This window comes from Floridaenema evergladense BLCC-F167 (assembly GCF_041929205.2).
Classification (GTDB): Bacteria; Cyanobacteriota; Cyanobacteriia; order Cyanobacteriales; family Aerosakkonemataceae; genus Floridanema; species Floridanema evergladense.
On sequence record NZ_CM171625.1, the window covers coordinates 4,448,306 to 4,465,329 of the forward strand.

The window sequence follows — 17,024 nt, forward strand, 5'->3', positions numbered from 1 at the left end:
CTCCTTTGTTTTACTAAAAATTGTTACTTTAGACACATTACCTCAGAAATGATATATAGTAAATTATCCAATTTACTACCCAATAATTTATTGTTAACCAAATCAGAATATGTCTACTGCTTCCATACAAACACAATCTTATAGTACTTCTCTGAAAGGGATTAGAAGTGCTTTCCTTGATTTTATCGAAGATCCCTTTTTTAGCACCGAAGAATTAAACAGCGTTCGCTATACTCCTGATGGTTTATTAATTGTACAAAATGGTCATTTTAAAGAATTGGGTGAATATGAACAGCTAAAAGATAAGTATACAGGAGTACCAATAACTACTTATTCCGACTGCTTAATTATGCCGGGATTTATTGATACCCACATTCATTTTCCTCAAACAGAAATGATTGCTGCTTACGGAGAACAACTTTTAGAATGGTTGCATAAATATACTTTTCCAGTAGAAGGAAAGTTTAAAGATAAAGATTATGCTCAAAAAATTGCCTCTTTCTTTTTGGATGAATTAATTAAAAATGGTACAACTACAGCTTTAGTTTTTGCTGCCGTTTTTCCTCAATCAGTTGATGCTTTTTTTGAAGAAGCAAGTCGGCGAAATATGAGAATGATTTCTGGTAAAGTAATGATGGATCGTCATGCACCAGATTTTTTGCGAGATACTGCTGAAAGTTCTTATGAAGACAGTAAAAAACTAATTCAGAAATGGCATAAAAATGGTAGGTTACTTTATGCTGTTACTCCTCGTTTTGCCGCTACGTCAACAAATGAACAACTGGAAATAGCAAGAAAGTTGTTAGAAGAATTCCCTGATGTTTATTTGCATACTCATTTATCAGAGAATGTTAAAGAAGTTGAATTAATTGCCCAGCTTTTCCCAGAAAGTAAAGGGTATTTAGATGTTTACGATCGAGCAGGGTTAGTTAAAGAAAAATCAATTTTTGCTCACGGAGTACAATTGCGAGATGATGAATTTAGAAGATTATCTGAAACCAAGTCAGCTATTGCTTTCTGTCCAACTTCTAACCTGTTTTTAGGTAGTGGATTATTTAAACTTTTTCAAGCTAAATCTGTAGAAAATCCTGTAAAAGTTGGATTAGGTACAGATGTTGGTGGCGGAACGAGTTTTTCTATGTTGCAAACCACAAATGAGGCTTATAAAATAATGCAGTTACAAGGAGAAAAACTCTCATCTTTTAAAGCCTTATTTTTAGCAACTTTGGGCGGTGCTAAAGCATTGTGTTTAGAAGATAAAATTGGTAATTTTGATGTAGGAAAAGAGGCGGATTTTATCGTTTTAGATTTACAAGCAACTCCTTTAATGGCATTACGAAATTCCCAAACTCCACCTGCAAAAACTAAAGCGGAAATTGCAGAAAAAGCATTCGCCATGATGATACTTGGTGATGATAGAACAATTCAAGCAACTTATATTGCTGGAGAATTAGCATATAAGAAGAAAAATTAGTTTTATGCAAATATTTGTTGTCAATGAGTATTGAATGCTATCAGCAATTAGCGCAATTACTAACAAAAGGTGCAGTAGTTTTAGCTACTGTGACTAATATTAAAGGTTCGGTTCCTAGAGAAGTAGGCGCAAAAATGATTGTCGGCGCTGATGGTTCAATTATTAATACTATTGGCGGAGGTGCGGGAGAAGCTAAGGTAATTCGTCAAGCGCTGGAGGTGTTAGAAACTGGCGAAAAACAATTTGTAGAAATTGATTTATCTGGTGCGCCGCAACGGGAAACTCAAGGTGTTTGTGGGGGGAGGATGCAAGTTTGGTTGGAACGTTGGGATGGGGAGTGGGCGATCGCTCTCTCCCAAAATATCCTACAATTACTTAAAGCTGGTCAATCCGTGACTTTAATTACTCCTTTCACTCCTAACGAACAACCATATTTATTAGATAACTCTTCGCCAATTCCTAAATTAGAAAACGCCTTCATTGAACAAATCAACCCACCACCAACTTTACTAATTATAGGTGCAGGTCATGTGGGAGAGCAATTAGCAAAATTTGCTCATTTGATTGGTTTTGAAATCGCGATTCAAGATGACAGAACGGAATTTGCTAATGGGGAAAAATTTCCTCAAGCTAATCTCATTATAAACCAGCCAATTATCTCAATTCTCAATAATTTTGCTACTTTTTCTCAGTTATACATTGCTTTAGTGACGCGAGGATATATTTATGATTTGGAAGCTTTGCAAATTCTCTTAAATCGTGCGATTCCCTGTAAATATATCGGGATGATTGGTAGCGAAAAACGAGTAAAACTGGTTTATCAAAAGTTGCAGGAAGGGGGAATATCTCCCCAGTTACTAAAAAATATTTATGCGCCAATAGGTTTAGAAATTGGCGCATTAACGCCGGAAGAAATTGCTGTTAGTATTTGTGCTGAATTAATTTTAGTGCGTCGAGGTGGTACAGGTAAACCAATGTCTGAAGGAATTAGAAAATTATTAGCGAATCAAGTAATTTCTGGTAATGATTGAGCAATGTTTAAATAAAATTGCAAGTTTTAAAGTTGTTTCAAATATTGTAAATTTAAAGAAATATAATCTGTTAATTAAATTAATATCGCTTATAATCAAACTGAAGTTTTACTGTATTTTACAGACAAATGCTAGTATTTTTTATTCATGGTGTCGCTACGCGAGATGTGAAATATGCTGATGATTTGAAAGAATTAATCAGACAAGAGTTTCTTAAAAAAGAGCAGTTACTTCCTCATTTTTATTCTAGCTTTTGGGGAGATGTTTTAAGCGATGTCGATAAAATGTGGAACTGCATTTATCAAGATGTCGAATTAGCAAGAAAAAACACTCCTCAAATTCCTAGTGAAGAAATATTTCGTTATCAAAAATTCCGTAAAGGTTTTCTTTCAGAATTTATTGGAGATGTTTTTACTTACTTTAATTTAGAAAGAGGATTAGCAATTAGGAAAAAGATTGCTCAACAGTTGTATGATTTTCTGAAAAATCACCCGGACGATCGCGAATTACATATAATCGCGCACTCTTTGGGAAGTGTAATTTTATGGGATATCTTATTTTCTGATAGATTTAATGCTAAAGACCCAGCTTTTTATATTCGTTCCATGATTGGTAGCTGCAATGAACCTAATGTTAACCGCCAAGTATATTTAAAAACTATTACCACAATGGGTTCACCGATTCTATTTGTTAATACTATGTTAAATATTCCGGCAAAGAAGATTCGCGAATTTGCTAATTCGTATCAACAAAAAAGTTTAAGCTGGATAAATATTGTTCATGCTTCGGATATTGTTTCTTACCCTTTGTCTTCCCAATTAAATATTGATTCGGCTGGTAATTTTGTTTTTCGAGATGAGTATATCTGGGAAGATGCTAATTTAGCGGAAAAAGCTGCCCGTAGTGTTGGTCAAGTCGATCTAGCAATGGCTTTAGGTGTATCAGATGCTCATTCATCTTATTTAAATTCTCAGAAAACGGCTAGTTTAGTTGTAAATCATATTTTGGGTATCAAAAATACTGAAAGCAATAAACTAATTTATGATGTTATCAACCGTTTAGAAAAAGTTCGCGGAATGACAGAAGATACAAGTGATAATGCTAAATTAGCTACTATTTATTCAATTTTAAAAGATAATAGTGGTACAGTTAAATTGTTTATTAATACTTTTAAAGTACATCATATCTATGTGTTCGATAAAAATGAAGTTTGCCAATTTAAAGGATTTGTTGGCTGGATAGATACTCCAGCATTGCAAGAAGAATTAGAATTTATTAAAAGGAATTTTTGTCTATAACTTTAATACATAACAGCAAAAAAAATGTTACCCTAGTATCGTTAGGCAAATCATACCCAAATTTCAGAGGAAATTATTATCGCTACAAAACAACTGATTAATCGGCAAATCAAATCCGCTCAGGTTCTTCTGATTGACCATGAGAATAACAACCTTGGTTTAACAGACACCAGAGAAGCCCTAAAACTTGCTGAAAGTGTAGATCTCGATCTGGTGATAGTCTCTGAGGGTAAAGAGATCCCAGTGGCGAAGATTTTGAACTTCGGTAAACATCAATACCAGCAGAAAAAACGTCAGCATTCTAGTGCAAGAACTACCGTTAAAGAAGTTAGGTTGCGTCCTAATATTGGTGAATCAGATTACACATTGCGTATTACTAGAGCGATCGAATGGTTGGGAAAAGGTGATTCCGTCAAATTTCAGATACGTTTACGTGGACGGGAACATCAAAATCGCGATCGCGCCTTAGACTTGCTAGAAAGAATAGTTACAGACCTATCTCAAGCGGGTAAAGTTCAATCCTTGGATAAAGGGTCATTAATTGTGCAGTTGGTTCCCGGTTAAACTAAATTATTCAACATCTTTTGCACAGTTGTTGTAAGTTTCCAGTAAAAAAGGGTCAGACAGAAATGCCTGAACCCTTTAAATTTATACTGGTCTATTTTTGAAAGCTAATTATTATTAGCTTTTAACATTTAGTAGCGATTGGAGGAATGGTTATTTCTGCGTCCACCACCAAATGAACCACCGCGTTCTTCACGAGGTTTTGCTTTATTGACCTTTAAATCACGACCCATCCACTCTGCGCCATCGAGTGCTTCAATGGCAGCGGCTTCTTCAGCATCGGCACTCATTTCCACGAAACCGAAGCCGCGTATCCGACCTGTTTCGCGATCGGTGGGTAGCTGAACTCGCTTTACCGATCCATATTCTGTAAATACAGATGTTAAATCGGCTTCTGTAACGTTATATGAAAGATTGCCTACATAGATTGACATAGATTGTCTCCAAAATTTAAGGAATGGGGAGAGTGAAATTTCGGAGAGAAGTCTGTCAATGGAAAAACTTGGAAACTAGTTAATACTAAAAACAAATGCTGCAACCGATATTTGAATCTCTTTTGTTATTGTAGCACTTCGGAACAGGTTTGCACCAATTCGAGCAAGTAATTTTTCCAGAGGAATTCCAAAAATAACTGACAAGCAATAATACTTAGTAAATTTTCTATGTACGTTGTTGCGCTTCAGCGCTCTTGTCCCAGTAGCGCTGAAGCGCAACAACGTACCTTTTTAAAGGATATCTTGATTAAGATTAGTAGATTTAACCAAGCTGGTAATTGCTTGCATTAATATTTCTGGTTCTACAGGTTTAGCAATGTGTTTTTGAAAGCCGCTTGAGAATGCTTTTTGTTCATTCACTTCTCCAGCGTAGGCGGTGAGTGCGATCGCGGGAACTTCTCCACCTTTTTCTGCTGGCAAAGAACGCAATTTTTCAATTAACATATAACCATCCATCTCTGGCATTCCAATATCACTAACTAAAATATCTGGAAGCGATTCGTTGAATGCTGTTAACGCTTCTTTTGCTGATGATACTACTGTAATTGTTGCACCATATTCTTCTAAAACAAAACCAATTAATTGTCTGACATCTGCTTCATCATCTACCAATAAAATTTTTACGCCTGTTAAAGGTAAATTGTTAGTATTAATTGCTAAATCGCTATTGTTTTTTAACTCTATACTTTTATTTACCCTATTCAATAGGGGCAATTTAACAGTAAAAATTGCCCCTCTACCTTCTCCTTCACTTGCGGCAAATACAGTTCCGCCATGCAATTCTACTACTTGACGGACGATCGCTAATCCCAAACCTAAACCGCCAAATTTACGAGTTGTCGTGCTGTCAGCTTGACGAAAATAATCAAAAACATAAGGGATAAAGTCAGATTTAATTCCCTTACCATTATCAATTACTTGGATTTGCGCTTGCTGGTTAACTTCTTCTAATTTTACTTCTACTTTGCCACCAATTGGAGTAAACTTGACTGCATTAGAAAGCAAATTCCAAATTACTTGTTGCAGTCGGTTAGCATCACCCGTAACTAAGTCTATCCGATCGGGAAAATTTGTTTCAATCTGAATAGATTTAGCAACTGCTGCTAAACGGACTGTCTCTATTGCAGCTTCAATTACATTGGCTAAATTTACAGGACTGATATTTAAACTGAGCTTTCCGCGCAAGATTCGGGAAACATCTAATAAGTCTTCGACTAACTGCGCCTGTAGTTTAGCATTGCGCTCAATTGTTTCTAATGCTTGAGCAGTTTTCTCTCGATCCATTTGCCGAGTTCTTAACAATTTCGCCCAGCCTAAAATCGGATTTAAAGGCGATCGCAATTCATGAGAAAGTACCGCTAAAAACTCATCTTTCGTCCGATTAGCGGCTTCTGATTCTTCTCTAGCAGCTTGCTCTCGCGCTAAAAGTTGTTCTCGCTCTTTTTCCGCTTGTTTCCGATCGGTAATATTGTGGAAAGTTACCACACCTGCAACAATTTTACCAGCGCGATCGCAAATTGGTGCCGAACTTACTTCAATAAAACCATAACTACCATCACCCCGCAAAATCTTAATCTCTTCACCTGTAATAATTTCACCTGTAGCCAAAGAACGAGCTAAAGGCCATTCTTCTGGTTGATATAATTTACCATCAGGATGAAAGCCGGAATATTGACGGTATTCTTCCACATTATCAGAAGGGATAAACTCTTGTCGCCAAATTTCTTCTACTTGTTTGTTACCTAAAACTAGCTTCCCGGAAGGAGCTTCGGCAATGATTACTCCTCCCGGCATTTGTTGTAAAACTGCTTCTAAAAGTCCTCTTTCTGACTCTAATTGCTTCAGTAATTCCTCAGTTCTTTGTCTGGCTAATACCTGTTCTGTTACTTCTACTGCATGAAGCAATATACCTTCAATTTCGCCAGTAGTATTCCACAAAGGTTGATAAACACAATTGAAAAAACCTTGAAAAAAATTGCCGTCATGATAGCGATCGTACACCGCAGGCATTTCATTCCCTACAAAAGGAATTCCCGTTCGATAAACTTCGTCCAAAGCTTCAAAAAAACCCTGTCCCTGCAATTCGGGAAACACTTCTCTAATTGGTTTTCCAATTAATTCTGCTTCCGAACGACCTACAACTTCTTGATGAGCAGTATTGACAAATTCATAAATATGATTGCAACCTTTAGTAACAGCAATTAACGCTGGTGCTTTACGGAAAAATTCTTGTAGTCGAGAACGTTCTACTTCTGCTTGATTTCTTGCTTGTTCTGCTTCTTGACGTGCTGTTTGTTCGGCAGTTAAAAGGTTTACCCTTTCCGCTTCTGCTTGTTTGCGATCGTGAATATCGATCGCACTTCCTACCCATTTAATCACATTACCGCGAGAATCATAAATTGGAGCAATAGAGCCTAAAAACCAGCGATATTGTCCATCATTTTTACGAACTCGGTATTCTATTTTGTAGCTTTCCTTGGTTTCTGTGCCTATATCCCATTGCTCAATTAATCGTTCCACATCATCAGGATAAACAACCCCCGTCCAACCAGAGTTAATAGTTTGTTCTCTATTTAAACCTGTGTACTCATACCAATATTGGTTGCAATATTCTAGCTGACCATTATCATCACAAATCCACACAAATTGCCGTAAACCTTCAGCTAAAATCCGATAGCGTTCGTTACTTTCATGCAATGCGTCTTTAATGCGTTGAGATTCAGTAATATCTAATGATATACCTGCCAATAATTTTCTTCCTTGACCATCGGGAAGGGGAAATTTGAATGCAGTATAGATATGTTCTCCATCTGGTTGTAAGGCAGTTTCAATAAATTCTAAACCTTGTTTTGACGCTAAAGCAGCTAAATCATTGTTGCGCCATTGCTGTGCTAAATCTGCTGGGAAAAAGTCAAAGTCAGTTTTGCCGATAAAATCTTTTAAGTTGCGATCGAATGTGCGTTCAATTGTCGGATTAACATAAATATAACGTCCAGTTTCGTCTTTAATATATGCCGTTGTCGGGCTATGATTCATAAAACTTTCAAATAACTGCTGAGTTTCTTGCAGTTTTCGCAAATTCTTTTCCACTCGCAACTTAGCATCTCGTAAACCTGCACTGATAAACACCAACAACAAAGCCACCGACAACAGTATAATTAACCGAAATAGCTCTTTTGCTGAATTAAAAGTTAACGAATAAACTGGCGAAACTAAAAAATAGATGTAAGTGATTCCTCCTAATACTGTAGCTAGTATCCCTGGCCCTTTTCCACCATAAAGGGAAGTAAGTGTAATGGAGGCATAAAAAGGGGCAAAAAGCGTTGGTGTAAGTAGAGGTTGCAAAAACCATGTCAAGAATAGGACGATCGTGTTAGTAACGATAGCCATAAAATAACGATGGTATTTTCGGTAGTTCGCGTTGAGGATGGAACCGTTTTTCAAAGCAAATTTGGCTCACGCTGATTGAAACTATAAGTAATTTACATGAATTGACAAGTTTTTAACACTAACCTGAGATAGAAGTTTTTTCAGCTACCAACCCAAACCGAGACAAAAAGCATTTTTTAAAGCGGATTCTGACTAGGAATTAGCGCTAACTTTCGCTCGTGAATAGCTATCTGGTTAAGCATCTATTCATTGTCCACATCTGCAAATATAGATTCTAGGCAATAAAGTATTTCATTATCCTTGAATCTCACGGGCTTTGCATAATTTCTCCTCTAGTCGTGCCATCACCACTTCACCATCTACTACATCTCCACGTTCAATAGAAATTCATAGTTGTTTCTAGTTAACTTTTTGGAGTTCTCCGCAAGAGATTTTAGATTTTTCATTTAGCATTAGTCCTAGAACGAAAAATCTAAAATCTAAAATTGGTCAAATTACTTAGCCTTTATTTTTAATCATCATAACATCAATAATTTTAACTGCCGTTTCCTCTTCAATTTCTAATACCTGGCAAAGGTCATTTAACAGATTTTCCTCTTCTTCTGTCACTTCTCCATCCGCCAAAACAATATCAGTTGCTACAGCAAAGGATGTTTCTCTTAATTCATGAGGAAGACTAGCAATTGCTGCATTAAATAAAACCTCTACTCCTTCTCTTTGAAGAATACTCAATAATCGATCGATCATTTTTCTCATTACATCGTTAGGATAGCTTCTAAATAGCTGCATTCTTGAGAGAGTAGTAGCAATTGCTTGGGCTTCTGAATCTGTAATGTAACCATCTGCTGCTACGGCAATTAGTGCGATCGCAGCAAATGCTTCTGCTGGCCCTAATTTGGTTTCGCTTTGCTTACGACTGCCTTTAATTTTATCAAATAAGCCCATTGGAGTTATCCTGCTAAAAAATCTTACTATAGTATTGCTGTTACATTTATTATTTCACTAATTTTGTAAAAAAAATTAACCTGAAATCGCCAACTCTGCTCTTAAGAAATCTACAAATTGGCGTGCGGTACGTCCCGATCGACCATTGTGGCGAGTCGCCCATTGTAACGCCCGTTGTTCTATCTCTTCAGGCGGTAATTTAATAGCAGCTTGATTAGCTAAATGCTGCACAATTGTTAAATAAGTTTTCTGATCTGCGGGTTCAAAAGTTAAGGTTAAACCAAAGCGATCGCTAAAGGAAAGTTTTTCCTGCATTGTATCCCAAGCATGAACTTCTTCATTATCACTTGGTCGAGGTCGATCGGCAAAAAATTCCCGAATCAAATGCCGTCTATTAGAAGTAGCATAAACCACCACATTTTGCGGTCTAGCGGTTAAATTTCCTTCCAAAACTACCTTTAAAGCTTTGAAAGCATCGTCGTCTTCTTCAAAGGAAAGGTCATCAACAAAGATGATAAACTTTTGCGGCAAATTTCGCAACTTTTCCACAATTGATGGTAAGTCTTTCAGTTCATTTTTGCCGACTTCTATGAGGCGGAGATGGCGATCGCCATATTCATTCAACAAACTTTTTACCAAAGAAGATTTGCCCGTTCCGCGACTCCCATAAAGTAACACATGAAGTGCTGGATAACCTGCTAGTAAAAACTGAGTATTTTTAATCAACGCTTCTCGCTGTAACTCATAGCCAACTAACTCTTTTAAATTTATCGGATCTGGATAGGCAACACCAATTAATTCTCCAGCTTGCCAACGAAAAGCTTGATACTCAGCAAAAATTCCAGTGCCAAACTCTCGATAATAATTTGCTAAATCTGGCAAAATTTCTGTCCAATCTTCTAATTCTTGCCAAGTGGTAATTAACTTTATTTCTTCAGGCGATCGAGGAATTGTTGGGTCTGACTCTAAATACCAAACAACCGGAGCTAAAGGCAATTGAGCAGCTTCTTGAATCCAATAACTAATATCAGCACTGCTACACTCATAAAGACTTTGTAATGCTTGTAAATCTTGACTAGCAGCAGCTACCAAAGCTGGTGATAAATCTGCTAATTTGTGATATTGTGCTTGTTGGCTAAAAGGATTTTCATCCCGGATAATTTTGCTTAATAAATGTTCTTGCCAGCTTTGATTTTTCTGCGCTAAAGCCTTTACCCATTGCCCATAAGCTTGTAAGTAACTCAGTCCATCAGCATCACGATGCCTTAAAGCTTGCAGTAAGTTAAGGAAAGCTACACCTGGAGCGTCATTCAAAACAGATTGGTACAGCAATAAAGAAGCCGCTTGACGTTGGAGAAATTGTACAGGAGCGATCGCAGAAGCATTCATCAATACAAGAAATAACAAAAATCTAGTACCACAAATTATCGTAGCAGCAAAAGTGAACTTATTCACGCTAGTTATAATCGCGACCTTACTTTTCGATCGTAACCTTTTTTAGCGTCTAAAGTTAAAATTTATTCATATTTTGCAAAAAAACTATATTAAAACTAGTTGAAAAATGTATTTCACGTAAGTTTACTGTGGAGATTTGGGATAAATAAATTTAAACTTAATAGTATCAGCTTCACTAAGGAGCAAAGAAATGGACGCTAATGAATTAATCGAACGTTACAGACAAGGAGAAAGAAACTTTAGTGGGATCAATCTCATCGGTGCTAACTTAGAAAGAGCTAACCTAGCAAAAGCCAACTTTTCAGGAGCATATTTAGCAGCAACTAACTTAAGTCGGGCACAATTAACCGGAGTAAATTTTGAAGGTGCTTTCCTCCATCGAGCGAACTTAAGCTTTGCTAAACTTAACGAAGCAGTACTAACAAATGCCGACTTAACCAAGGCTAACTTGCAAGGAGCATATTTAGTTAAATCAATCCTTAAAGGAACTAAACTAAGCGGAGCTAGATTAACCGCAGTCAATTTTCGGTTAGCTAACTTAGAAGGCATAAATTTATGTGGAGCAGATTTACGTGGAGTTAATTTACGTTCGGCAAATCTTACTAATGCTAACTTAAATTGGGCTAATCTCACAGGTGCTAGATTAAGTGGGGCGTTGCTTCAAGGAGCATCACTTAATGGCATTAAATTATCTCAAGCTTTACTCAACGGTGTAGATTTGAGTGGTATGGAATTAGAGGGAGTTAACTTTAGTGAATCGAAATTAAGTGGTGCTAACTTAACAGCAACTAACTTATCTGCTACTAATTTGAGCAATTGCCAACTGCGAGTTTCATTATTAGCTAGAGCAAATTTGTATGCGGCAAATTTAACAGGAGCAGTACTTTATAAAGCCGATCTGTGTGAAGCAAATTTAAGCAAAGCAGATTTATCCAATGCTAGTTTAAATGCAGCCGATTTAACCGGAGCAAAACTAAACATGGCTAATTTAAATGAAGCCGATTTATCCAATGCCAGTTTGCGGAGAGCTTACCTGTGGGGAGCTAATTTAAATGTAGCTCAATTGCGGGGAGCCGACTTAAGAGGAGCCAGTCTCCGGGGTGCTTATTTGCATGGAGCAGGTTGGCGAAATGCAATTTTAACTGGTGCTACAATGCCGGATGGTAGTTTGCATGAGTAATTAACTTGAATTAGGCAGGATTATTTAGAAGAGAAATACTAAATTAAGCGATCGCATCGACAAACATCAACCTAGTAAAAATTACTTGTAACTTTAGCGTTTCCGCATCCGACTTACATATTGTCCATGAATATTGACGCAGTAAGGAATGATGTAAGTTAAGCCAGCAGAAATCCAGCGATCGCGATTCATTTCTCCTTTAATTACAGCCGAGCCATGATTTATCAGAAATAAAATAGTCCCAACAACAGCTGCCACCTTTAAAGCTGTTGGCATCAATTGTTTATCCCCAAGGCAAAAAAAGTATTGCTTAATAGAATTCATTGGCAAATTAAATAACAATTACTAATTTTAGGGCTTTAGCTCAAAGGATTCAGAAACTATTTTTACCAAAATTAGGGAGATTAATCATCAGAGTTACTCGCGAACGAAAGAAACTTAAAACCATTTTTATAATTATTGCAAATATTTATTTGCAGGTGCGTGACACTGTGTTATGTTGAAAAGGTAAACGATCGAGAGAGACAACTAACTTCTCTAAATCTACGAAGATTAAGATATCATTATTAATGTACAAAGAGGGACTGAGAATGCTGGCTTTAAATAGCGCATATTATTACAATGATCGCAAGCGTTCATTTAAAGAAGCAGAACCAATTTTAGGGGAGAAAAAAAGAGCGATCGCATACAGCATGGACGCTCTAGTTCCAGGGATATATGCTTGGTTTGGCTCGTGGAATTTTCGCATCGGTGGTAGCAAAGCAGAAAAAAGCTATCCCGGCACAATACATAGTTTCGCTGGTTTGGCGCTAGTATTACCGGGATACCGGATATACAGCACCTATCAGGGAGACTATGACCCTCAATAAACATCAAATTGACGGGATAGGTAAGATTACGAGTAAAACCTTACCTACCCATAAATTTGAAGAGATCATGCAGCAAGCTGGCTACAGGCGAATTAGTAGCCAGCCAGCTGAAGGTGACAGAATTAAGGTAGATTGGTATCACTACAAATGGACAAAAGTGGAAGCAATTTATACACCCGATCAAAAAGTAGCAATTACCGCTTATCATCCTGAAAAAAAGGGTATTGCTGGGTACTAATTTAAAGTGGTAAGCTGTTCCCCATTTAAATTGGATTGTTTGGAAACAGAAGAAAATTCGTCTAATTCTCTCCCCTGCCCCCCTGCCCCCCTGCTCCCCTGCAATCTTAATAAGTGATTTAAATGCGTGACAGCTTAAGAGCGATCGGATTTTTCCTAATCAAAACTCCAAGCCTATTAATGACAAACCTTGTCCAGCAAAGAAAAGACGATAATTTCTCGATTTAAATGCTGGTATATTGGGAATTAACTTTTTTGCACTATCCCTCTTCTGTCACTTTCCGAATTAAGCAAGTAGTAAATAAAGTAAACTATCCAGAAGAATAAAAGAATTTAAATTGATTCATGGCAGCAATTAAATGATTGAGGATTTGTAATTCTACATCCATTGCTCTACTTACCTTTCAGAGTTTTCTTTGTTCATTCTTTTATTTAGAATACCCGGAAAGTGACAAAAGAGGGATATACAACGTCTCTACATTCTATTTTGGGGATGTCTATTGAACTCGTTGCCACAAACGTTGTATTTCTCCTGAAGTTTGGGGGTTTGGTGCTGGAACTGTTTTTACAGATGGGTTAAGTTCGACTCCGGGAATGTTTTGATTCCAAGGACTGTTGGGAACTGACTGTAAATTAATGCTGTTGTTGATAGGACGAAAACCGAATTGAACAAAGACTTTTTGTTGTTCTGGTTGGGTGAGAAAGGTAATAAATTTTCTGGCTGCGTTGGCTTGCGAATCACTCACATTTTGGCGAACAATTGCGGCAGTTGCTACTGTTTCAATTGTGGGATCTAAGTAGTAAATTTGATAAGCTTTGTTTTGATTTTTTTGGCTTTGTTGCCAACGAGAAAGGGCTATACTTTCGTAAACTGTAGCAACGTCAGCATCATTTGGGCCACGCGCAATAAATTCTTGTAACAGAATGTCTGTGGAACGAGGTGGTTGATAAATTGAGCGTTTAATTGTACCGAAAAGTGCGGTTACTGATGGATCGTTTAAGTTAAGATTTCCGCCTGTTTTGGCGATCGACCACAAATTTAAGGTTGCTTGTCCGCTGTTCGATCGCGTCGGATCGGTAGTAACAAAATCAAAGCTTCCCCACTCATTTTTACCACCTATTCCTTGCCAGTTTCCCACTGTCATCGCCTGTTCTAATCTTTGCCAAGAAAAGCGATTATCGGGAAATAAAACTTTTCCTCTTTCGGGCCAAGCAATTCCTACTAAGAAGGTTTTAGCAATTGGTTGGGGAGAATCATAAAAAGTCTGGCTGTTATTTTGTGCGGAATATCGCTGATTTAATTCTTCAATAAATTCGGCGGAAGCGGGAATAACAATTGTCGGTTGAAAGTCATTCTTTTTGTCGATATAGTTGTTAACTATATCTTGGGAACCTTGGGATTTTAGCTCTATTTTGATGTTCGGGTTTTCTTGTTCAAATTTGGCTTTTAGTTGTTGGATTGGTTCGGCTAATTCCGTACCGCTAACTACGACAATTTTCTGCTCTAATCCAGGTATGGGTGCGTAAGCTAAACCAAGTGATGCTAAAATAATGCCTAGAGAAGCAATAGTACGGTTTTTCAATTGTTTTTTGTTGGTGTTCATATTAGTTGGAAATCAAAAGATCGACGTTTTCTTGGAAGCTGTTAAGTTCAGTGCTTAAAAGTTCTAATTCCTGAATTTCTTGAGAGTTGGTTAAATCACCTGTTCGCAGTTTGTTTTGTAATTTTTGCAATACTCCAGCAGAATTTTGAATTAAAGTGTGTAAGTTTGTTAGTTGTGCTGTAGCGGTATTTTGTCCTTCTTTGGCTAGTTCAATGTTCTGTTGTAAAGTCTTGGCTAGTTGGTTTAAATGTTGCAATGCTACGCCGGAACTTGATTGTTTTTTGACTTGAACTTCTTGGAGTTGAGCTTGCAATTCGTTGATTGATAATAATGATTCGTTGGTTTGGATTCGTTTGCTTAGTCGATCGATTTTTCCTGGTAGTTCTATGGCTCGATCGCACGCATATTGCACAGTCGTTAGCATCTCCAAATCAAAGGAACCCTGCGTTAATAACTGATTAGCCTCTTGGCGTAAAGTTTCCGCTTTACTTGCTAACATTTTGGCTGAATTTTGGATTATTTGCAGTTCTTGTTGTAACTGCTGTTGAGCAATTTTTTTTGGGTCTGGTTCTCTCGATTTTAAAACAGTAGCTCCGGCAATTGTCACGGCTGCTGCTGTTGGTAAAATGATATAGTTGGGTAAGTTAATTAAGCGTACACCAGCTACAAGAACGATGCCACCTGCTAAAACTGCTACGGGATAATAAAGAGGATTTGCTACTTTCATAATTGCTTAAAATTCTACCTGTAAATCTGACATTAAACTGGAAATAGTATCAGGATCTCCGCGACGATAGTAACCACTGTTTAGTTGAGCAATTTCTTGCAAAACTTTGGGATTAAATTCTCCTTCTTTGCCATAACCAACGGTGAAAAAGGCAATTCTTTGATCGGTGTTAAAGCCGCTTTTTTGCAGTTCTTGGCGCAGTTGTTCCAGGTTAATTTTTGAGCCGGAATCTTCGCCATCGGTGAGAATGACTACTGCATTAATAGCATCTTTGCGGGGATTTTGGACTAGCCAATTTCGAGCATATAAGGCAGCATCATACAAGGATGTTCCGCCTTCTGCTTGGAGACTGCTGATAAATTGTATTCCGCGATCGCGTCCTTGGGGAGTGCCATCAGCTGAAACTGGTTGCCGAATTTCTGAGTCAAAATCAATCAAAGTAATCTGTTCTTTTGGCCCTAAATTTTGAATATAATTGCGTAAAGTTGTCTGCACTGCTGGTAATTTATTACCTGACATTGAACCGGAGGAATCTACTACTATTACTACTTGCGATGGTTTTTTAGCAAATTCTTGCCAAGATTTTAACATTGCTGCAACTACTTCCGGTTTTGGTGGGCGCAAAGAGTCGTATTTTGCATTAGGATTAACGCCAAATTGTGGGGTAAATTTTGCGCCTAATTCTACTCCGGGAACTCCCGGTCTTAAACCAAGTTCTGTGGCAATTTTTTGGGTTTGAGGCGATCGCAAATATTCAATTACTTTTTCCGCAGCAGCTTTTTCATCTGCACTTACCCAAGGTGCTGTCGGCAAAATTGCCCGCATATTTGAAGTAAATGTAGCTTGCGGATAAATTGCTTCGTAGCGAGTTTGATTTGGTTGTAAATTAGAATTTGCTTTGATAACAGATGATTCATAAACTGAACCAACGGAAGCCCAAAATGGCCCATTTTTCACCATGTCTGTTGCTAATGAGTCTGTGGAAACTCCGTAGCGGGTGACTTTACTTTGTATGTTTTGAATTTGGGTTTGATAATTCTGCACATCTGCTATGGTTAATTGTTCTGGTCGTTTTCCAGATACGCTAACGAATTGTGCTACTAATGTTTGTAACCCAGAATTTGAGCGTGTGGGTGCTGTTTGTACGAAATAGATTGGCAGTTGGGGACTATTTGGATCTAGTTCCCGGTAATTTTTTGCTGTTACTAATACTTTGTATAAGTCGGGTTGTTTTTTCAGTCCTGCGGCTACATCTGTAGGGGCAATAAATACCATTGGACTGGTTGCTAATAGGGGTGAATCGGTAATTTCTGGGATGTATTTTTGACCGGAAAAAATACTATTGATAGCGGCAATTAATTGAGCTTGATAGATTTCTCCATCGACTGAAATTAAGGTAGGAAATTCTGGTGCGTCGGGTTTTAAGCTACCTGTTTTAAGTTGTTGGGCTAAGTTGTTCATTGTGGTGACTACATCTCCACTTCCTTTGGCTGCACAACTTAAATAAAATTCTTTGCCGTTGTCAAGTTTAGGGTTAGTTTGATTGAATTGTTGGGCTGCTTGGGTGCAAAAATCTTTTAATGCACTTCCGACTAAAAATTTGACTTCCAATCCTTGTGGCTGAGTTTCACTGTTACCAGAAGCGCAAGCAGTCAAGAACAATATTCCTAAAGTGGCAGTCAGGTGTTTGAGATGAGAATGTTTATGTTTGTTTCGCGTTTTGGTTTTCATATAACCTTCGCTTAACCAAGCGTCT

At 37.5% G+C, this 17,024-nt stretch carries 15 protein-coding genes; 7 read left to right on the top strand and 8 right to left on the bottom strand.

The window, feature by feature from the left end; genetic code table 11:
* The first annotated feature begins 109 nt into the window (after positions 1–109).
* The 4 genes from guaD to infC all read left to right on the top strand — a co-directional run bounded on the left by guaD (position 110) and on the right by infC (position 4,367).
* Positions 110–1,474, top strand: coding sequence for a guanine deaminase (gene guaD / locus ACE1CA_RS21805; RefSeq protein WP_413280705.1), 1,365 nt, complete (start codon positions 110–112; stop codon positions 1,472–1,474).
* Between the two features lie 23 nt (positions 1,475–1,497).
* On the top strand, positions 1,498–2,505 hold the full coding sequence (locus ACE1CA_RS21810; protein WP_413280706.1) for an XdhC family protein: 1,008 nt from the start codon (positions 1,498–1,500) through the stop codon (positions 2,503–2,505).
* Positions 2,506–2,633: 128 nt separating this feature from the next.
* Positions 2,634–3,803, top strand: coding sequence for a hypothetical protein (locus ACE1CA_RS21815; RefSeq protein WP_413280707.1), 1,170 nt, complete (start codon positions 2,634–2,636; stop codon positions 3,801–3,803).
* 132 nt (positions 3,804–3,935) lie between these two features.
* The gene (gene infC, locus ACE1CA_RS21820; RefSeq protein WP_486517982.1) at positions 3,936–4,367 is read left to right on the top strand and encodes a translation initiation factor IF-3; all 432 of its coding nucleotides are present in this window, start codon (positions 3,936–3,938) and stop codon (positions 4,365–4,367) included.
* A gap of 131 nt (positions 4,368–4,498) precedes the next feature.
* On the opposite strand, the gene ACE1CA_RS21825 is transcribed toward infC, so the two are convergent.
* The 4 genes from ACE1CA_RS21825 to ACE1CA_RS21840 form a co-directional block, all read right to left on the bottom strand.
* On the bottom strand, positions 4,499–4,801 hold the full coding sequence (locus ACE1CA_RS21825) for an RNA-binding regulator (protein WP_413280708.1): 303 nt from the start codon (positions 4,799–4,801) through the stop codon (positions 4,499–4,501).
* Positions 4,802–5,092: 291 nt separating this feature from the next.
* Positions 5,093–8,251, bottom strand: a complete 3,159-nt coding sequence (locus ACE1CA_RS21830) for a hybrid sensor histidine kinase/response regulator (RefSeq protein ID WP_413278951.1) — start codon at positions 8,249–8,251, stop codon at positions 5,093–5,095.
* 498 nt (positions 8,252–8,749) lie between these two features.
* Entirely contained in the window at positions 8,750–9,196 is a 447-nt protein-coding gene (locus ACE1CA_RS21835; RefSeq protein ID WP_413278950.1) for a tellurite resistance TerB family protein, read from the bottom strand.
* Positions 9,197–9,271: 75 nt separating this feature from the next.
* On the bottom strand, positions 9,272–10,585 hold the full coding sequence (locus tag ACE1CA_RS21840; protein WP_413278952.1) for an ATP-binding protein: 1,314 nt from the start codon (positions 10,583–10,585) through the stop codon (positions 9,272–9,274).
* 256 nt (positions 10,586–10,841) lie between these two features.
* Between ACE1CA_RS21840 and ACE1CA_RS21845 the strand changes: the two genes are divergently transcribed.
* Positions 10,842–11,831, top strand: coding sequence for a pentapeptide repeat-containing protein (locus tag ACE1CA_RS21845; protein WP_413278949.1), 990 nt, complete (start codon positions 10,842–10,844; stop codon positions 11,829–11,831).
* 93 nt (positions 11,832–11,924) lie between these two features.
* Here ACE1CA_RS21845 and nrtS read toward each other — a convergent pair whose 3' ends face one another.
* Positions 11,925–12,107 (bottom strand): nitrate/nitrite transporter NrtS, encoded by a 183-nt coding sequence (nrtS, locus tag ACE1CA_RS21850; protein WP_413278948.1) that lies wholly within the window; start codon positions 12,105–12,107, stop codon positions 11,925–11,927.
* A gap of 314 nt (positions 12,108–12,421) precedes the next feature.
* Between nrtS and ACE1CA_RS21855 the strand changes: the two genes are divergently transcribed.
* Positions 12,422–12,700, top strand: a complete 279-nt coding sequence (locus ACE1CA_RS21855) for a hypothetical protein (RefSeq protein WP_413278947.1) — start codon at positions 12,422–12,424, stop codon at positions 12,698–12,700.
* A complete protein-coding gene (locus tag ACE1CA_RS21860) occupies positions 12,687–12,938 on the top strand; it encodes a hypothetical protein (protein ID WP_413278946.1) in 252 nt (83 codons plus the stop codon). The genes ACE1CA_RS21855 and ACE1CA_RS21860 overlap by 14 nt, the downstream gene beginning before the upstream one ends.
* A 496-nt stretch (positions 12,939–13,434) precedes the next feature.
* Here the strand turns inward: ACE1CA_RS21860 and ACE1CA_RS21865 are convergent, their stop codons facing one another.
* From ACE1CA_RS21865 to ACE1CA_RS21875, 3 genes are read right to left on the bottom strand one after another with little or no spacing between them, the layout of a single operon-like run.
* A complete protein-coding gene (locus ACE1CA_RS21865; RefSeq protein ID WP_413278945.1) occupies positions 13,435–14,541 on the bottom strand; it encodes a substrate-binding domain-containing protein in 1,107 nt (368 codons plus the stop codon).
* A 1-nt stretch (position 14,542) separates the two neighbouring features.
* Positions 14,543–15,268, bottom strand: a complete 726-nt coding sequence (locus ACE1CA_RS21870; protein WP_413278944.1) for a hypothetical protein — start codon at positions 15,266–15,268, stop codon at positions 14,543–14,545.
* Positions 15,269–15,274: 6 nt separating this feature from the next.
* The gene (locus ACE1CA_RS21875; RefSeq protein WP_459563644.1) at positions 15,275–16,999 is read right to left on the bottom strand and encodes an extracellular solute-binding protein; all 1,725 of its coding nucleotides are present in this window, start codon (positions 16,997–16,999) and stop codon (positions 15,275–15,277) included.
* Positions 17,000–17,024: the final 25 nt, after the last annotated feature.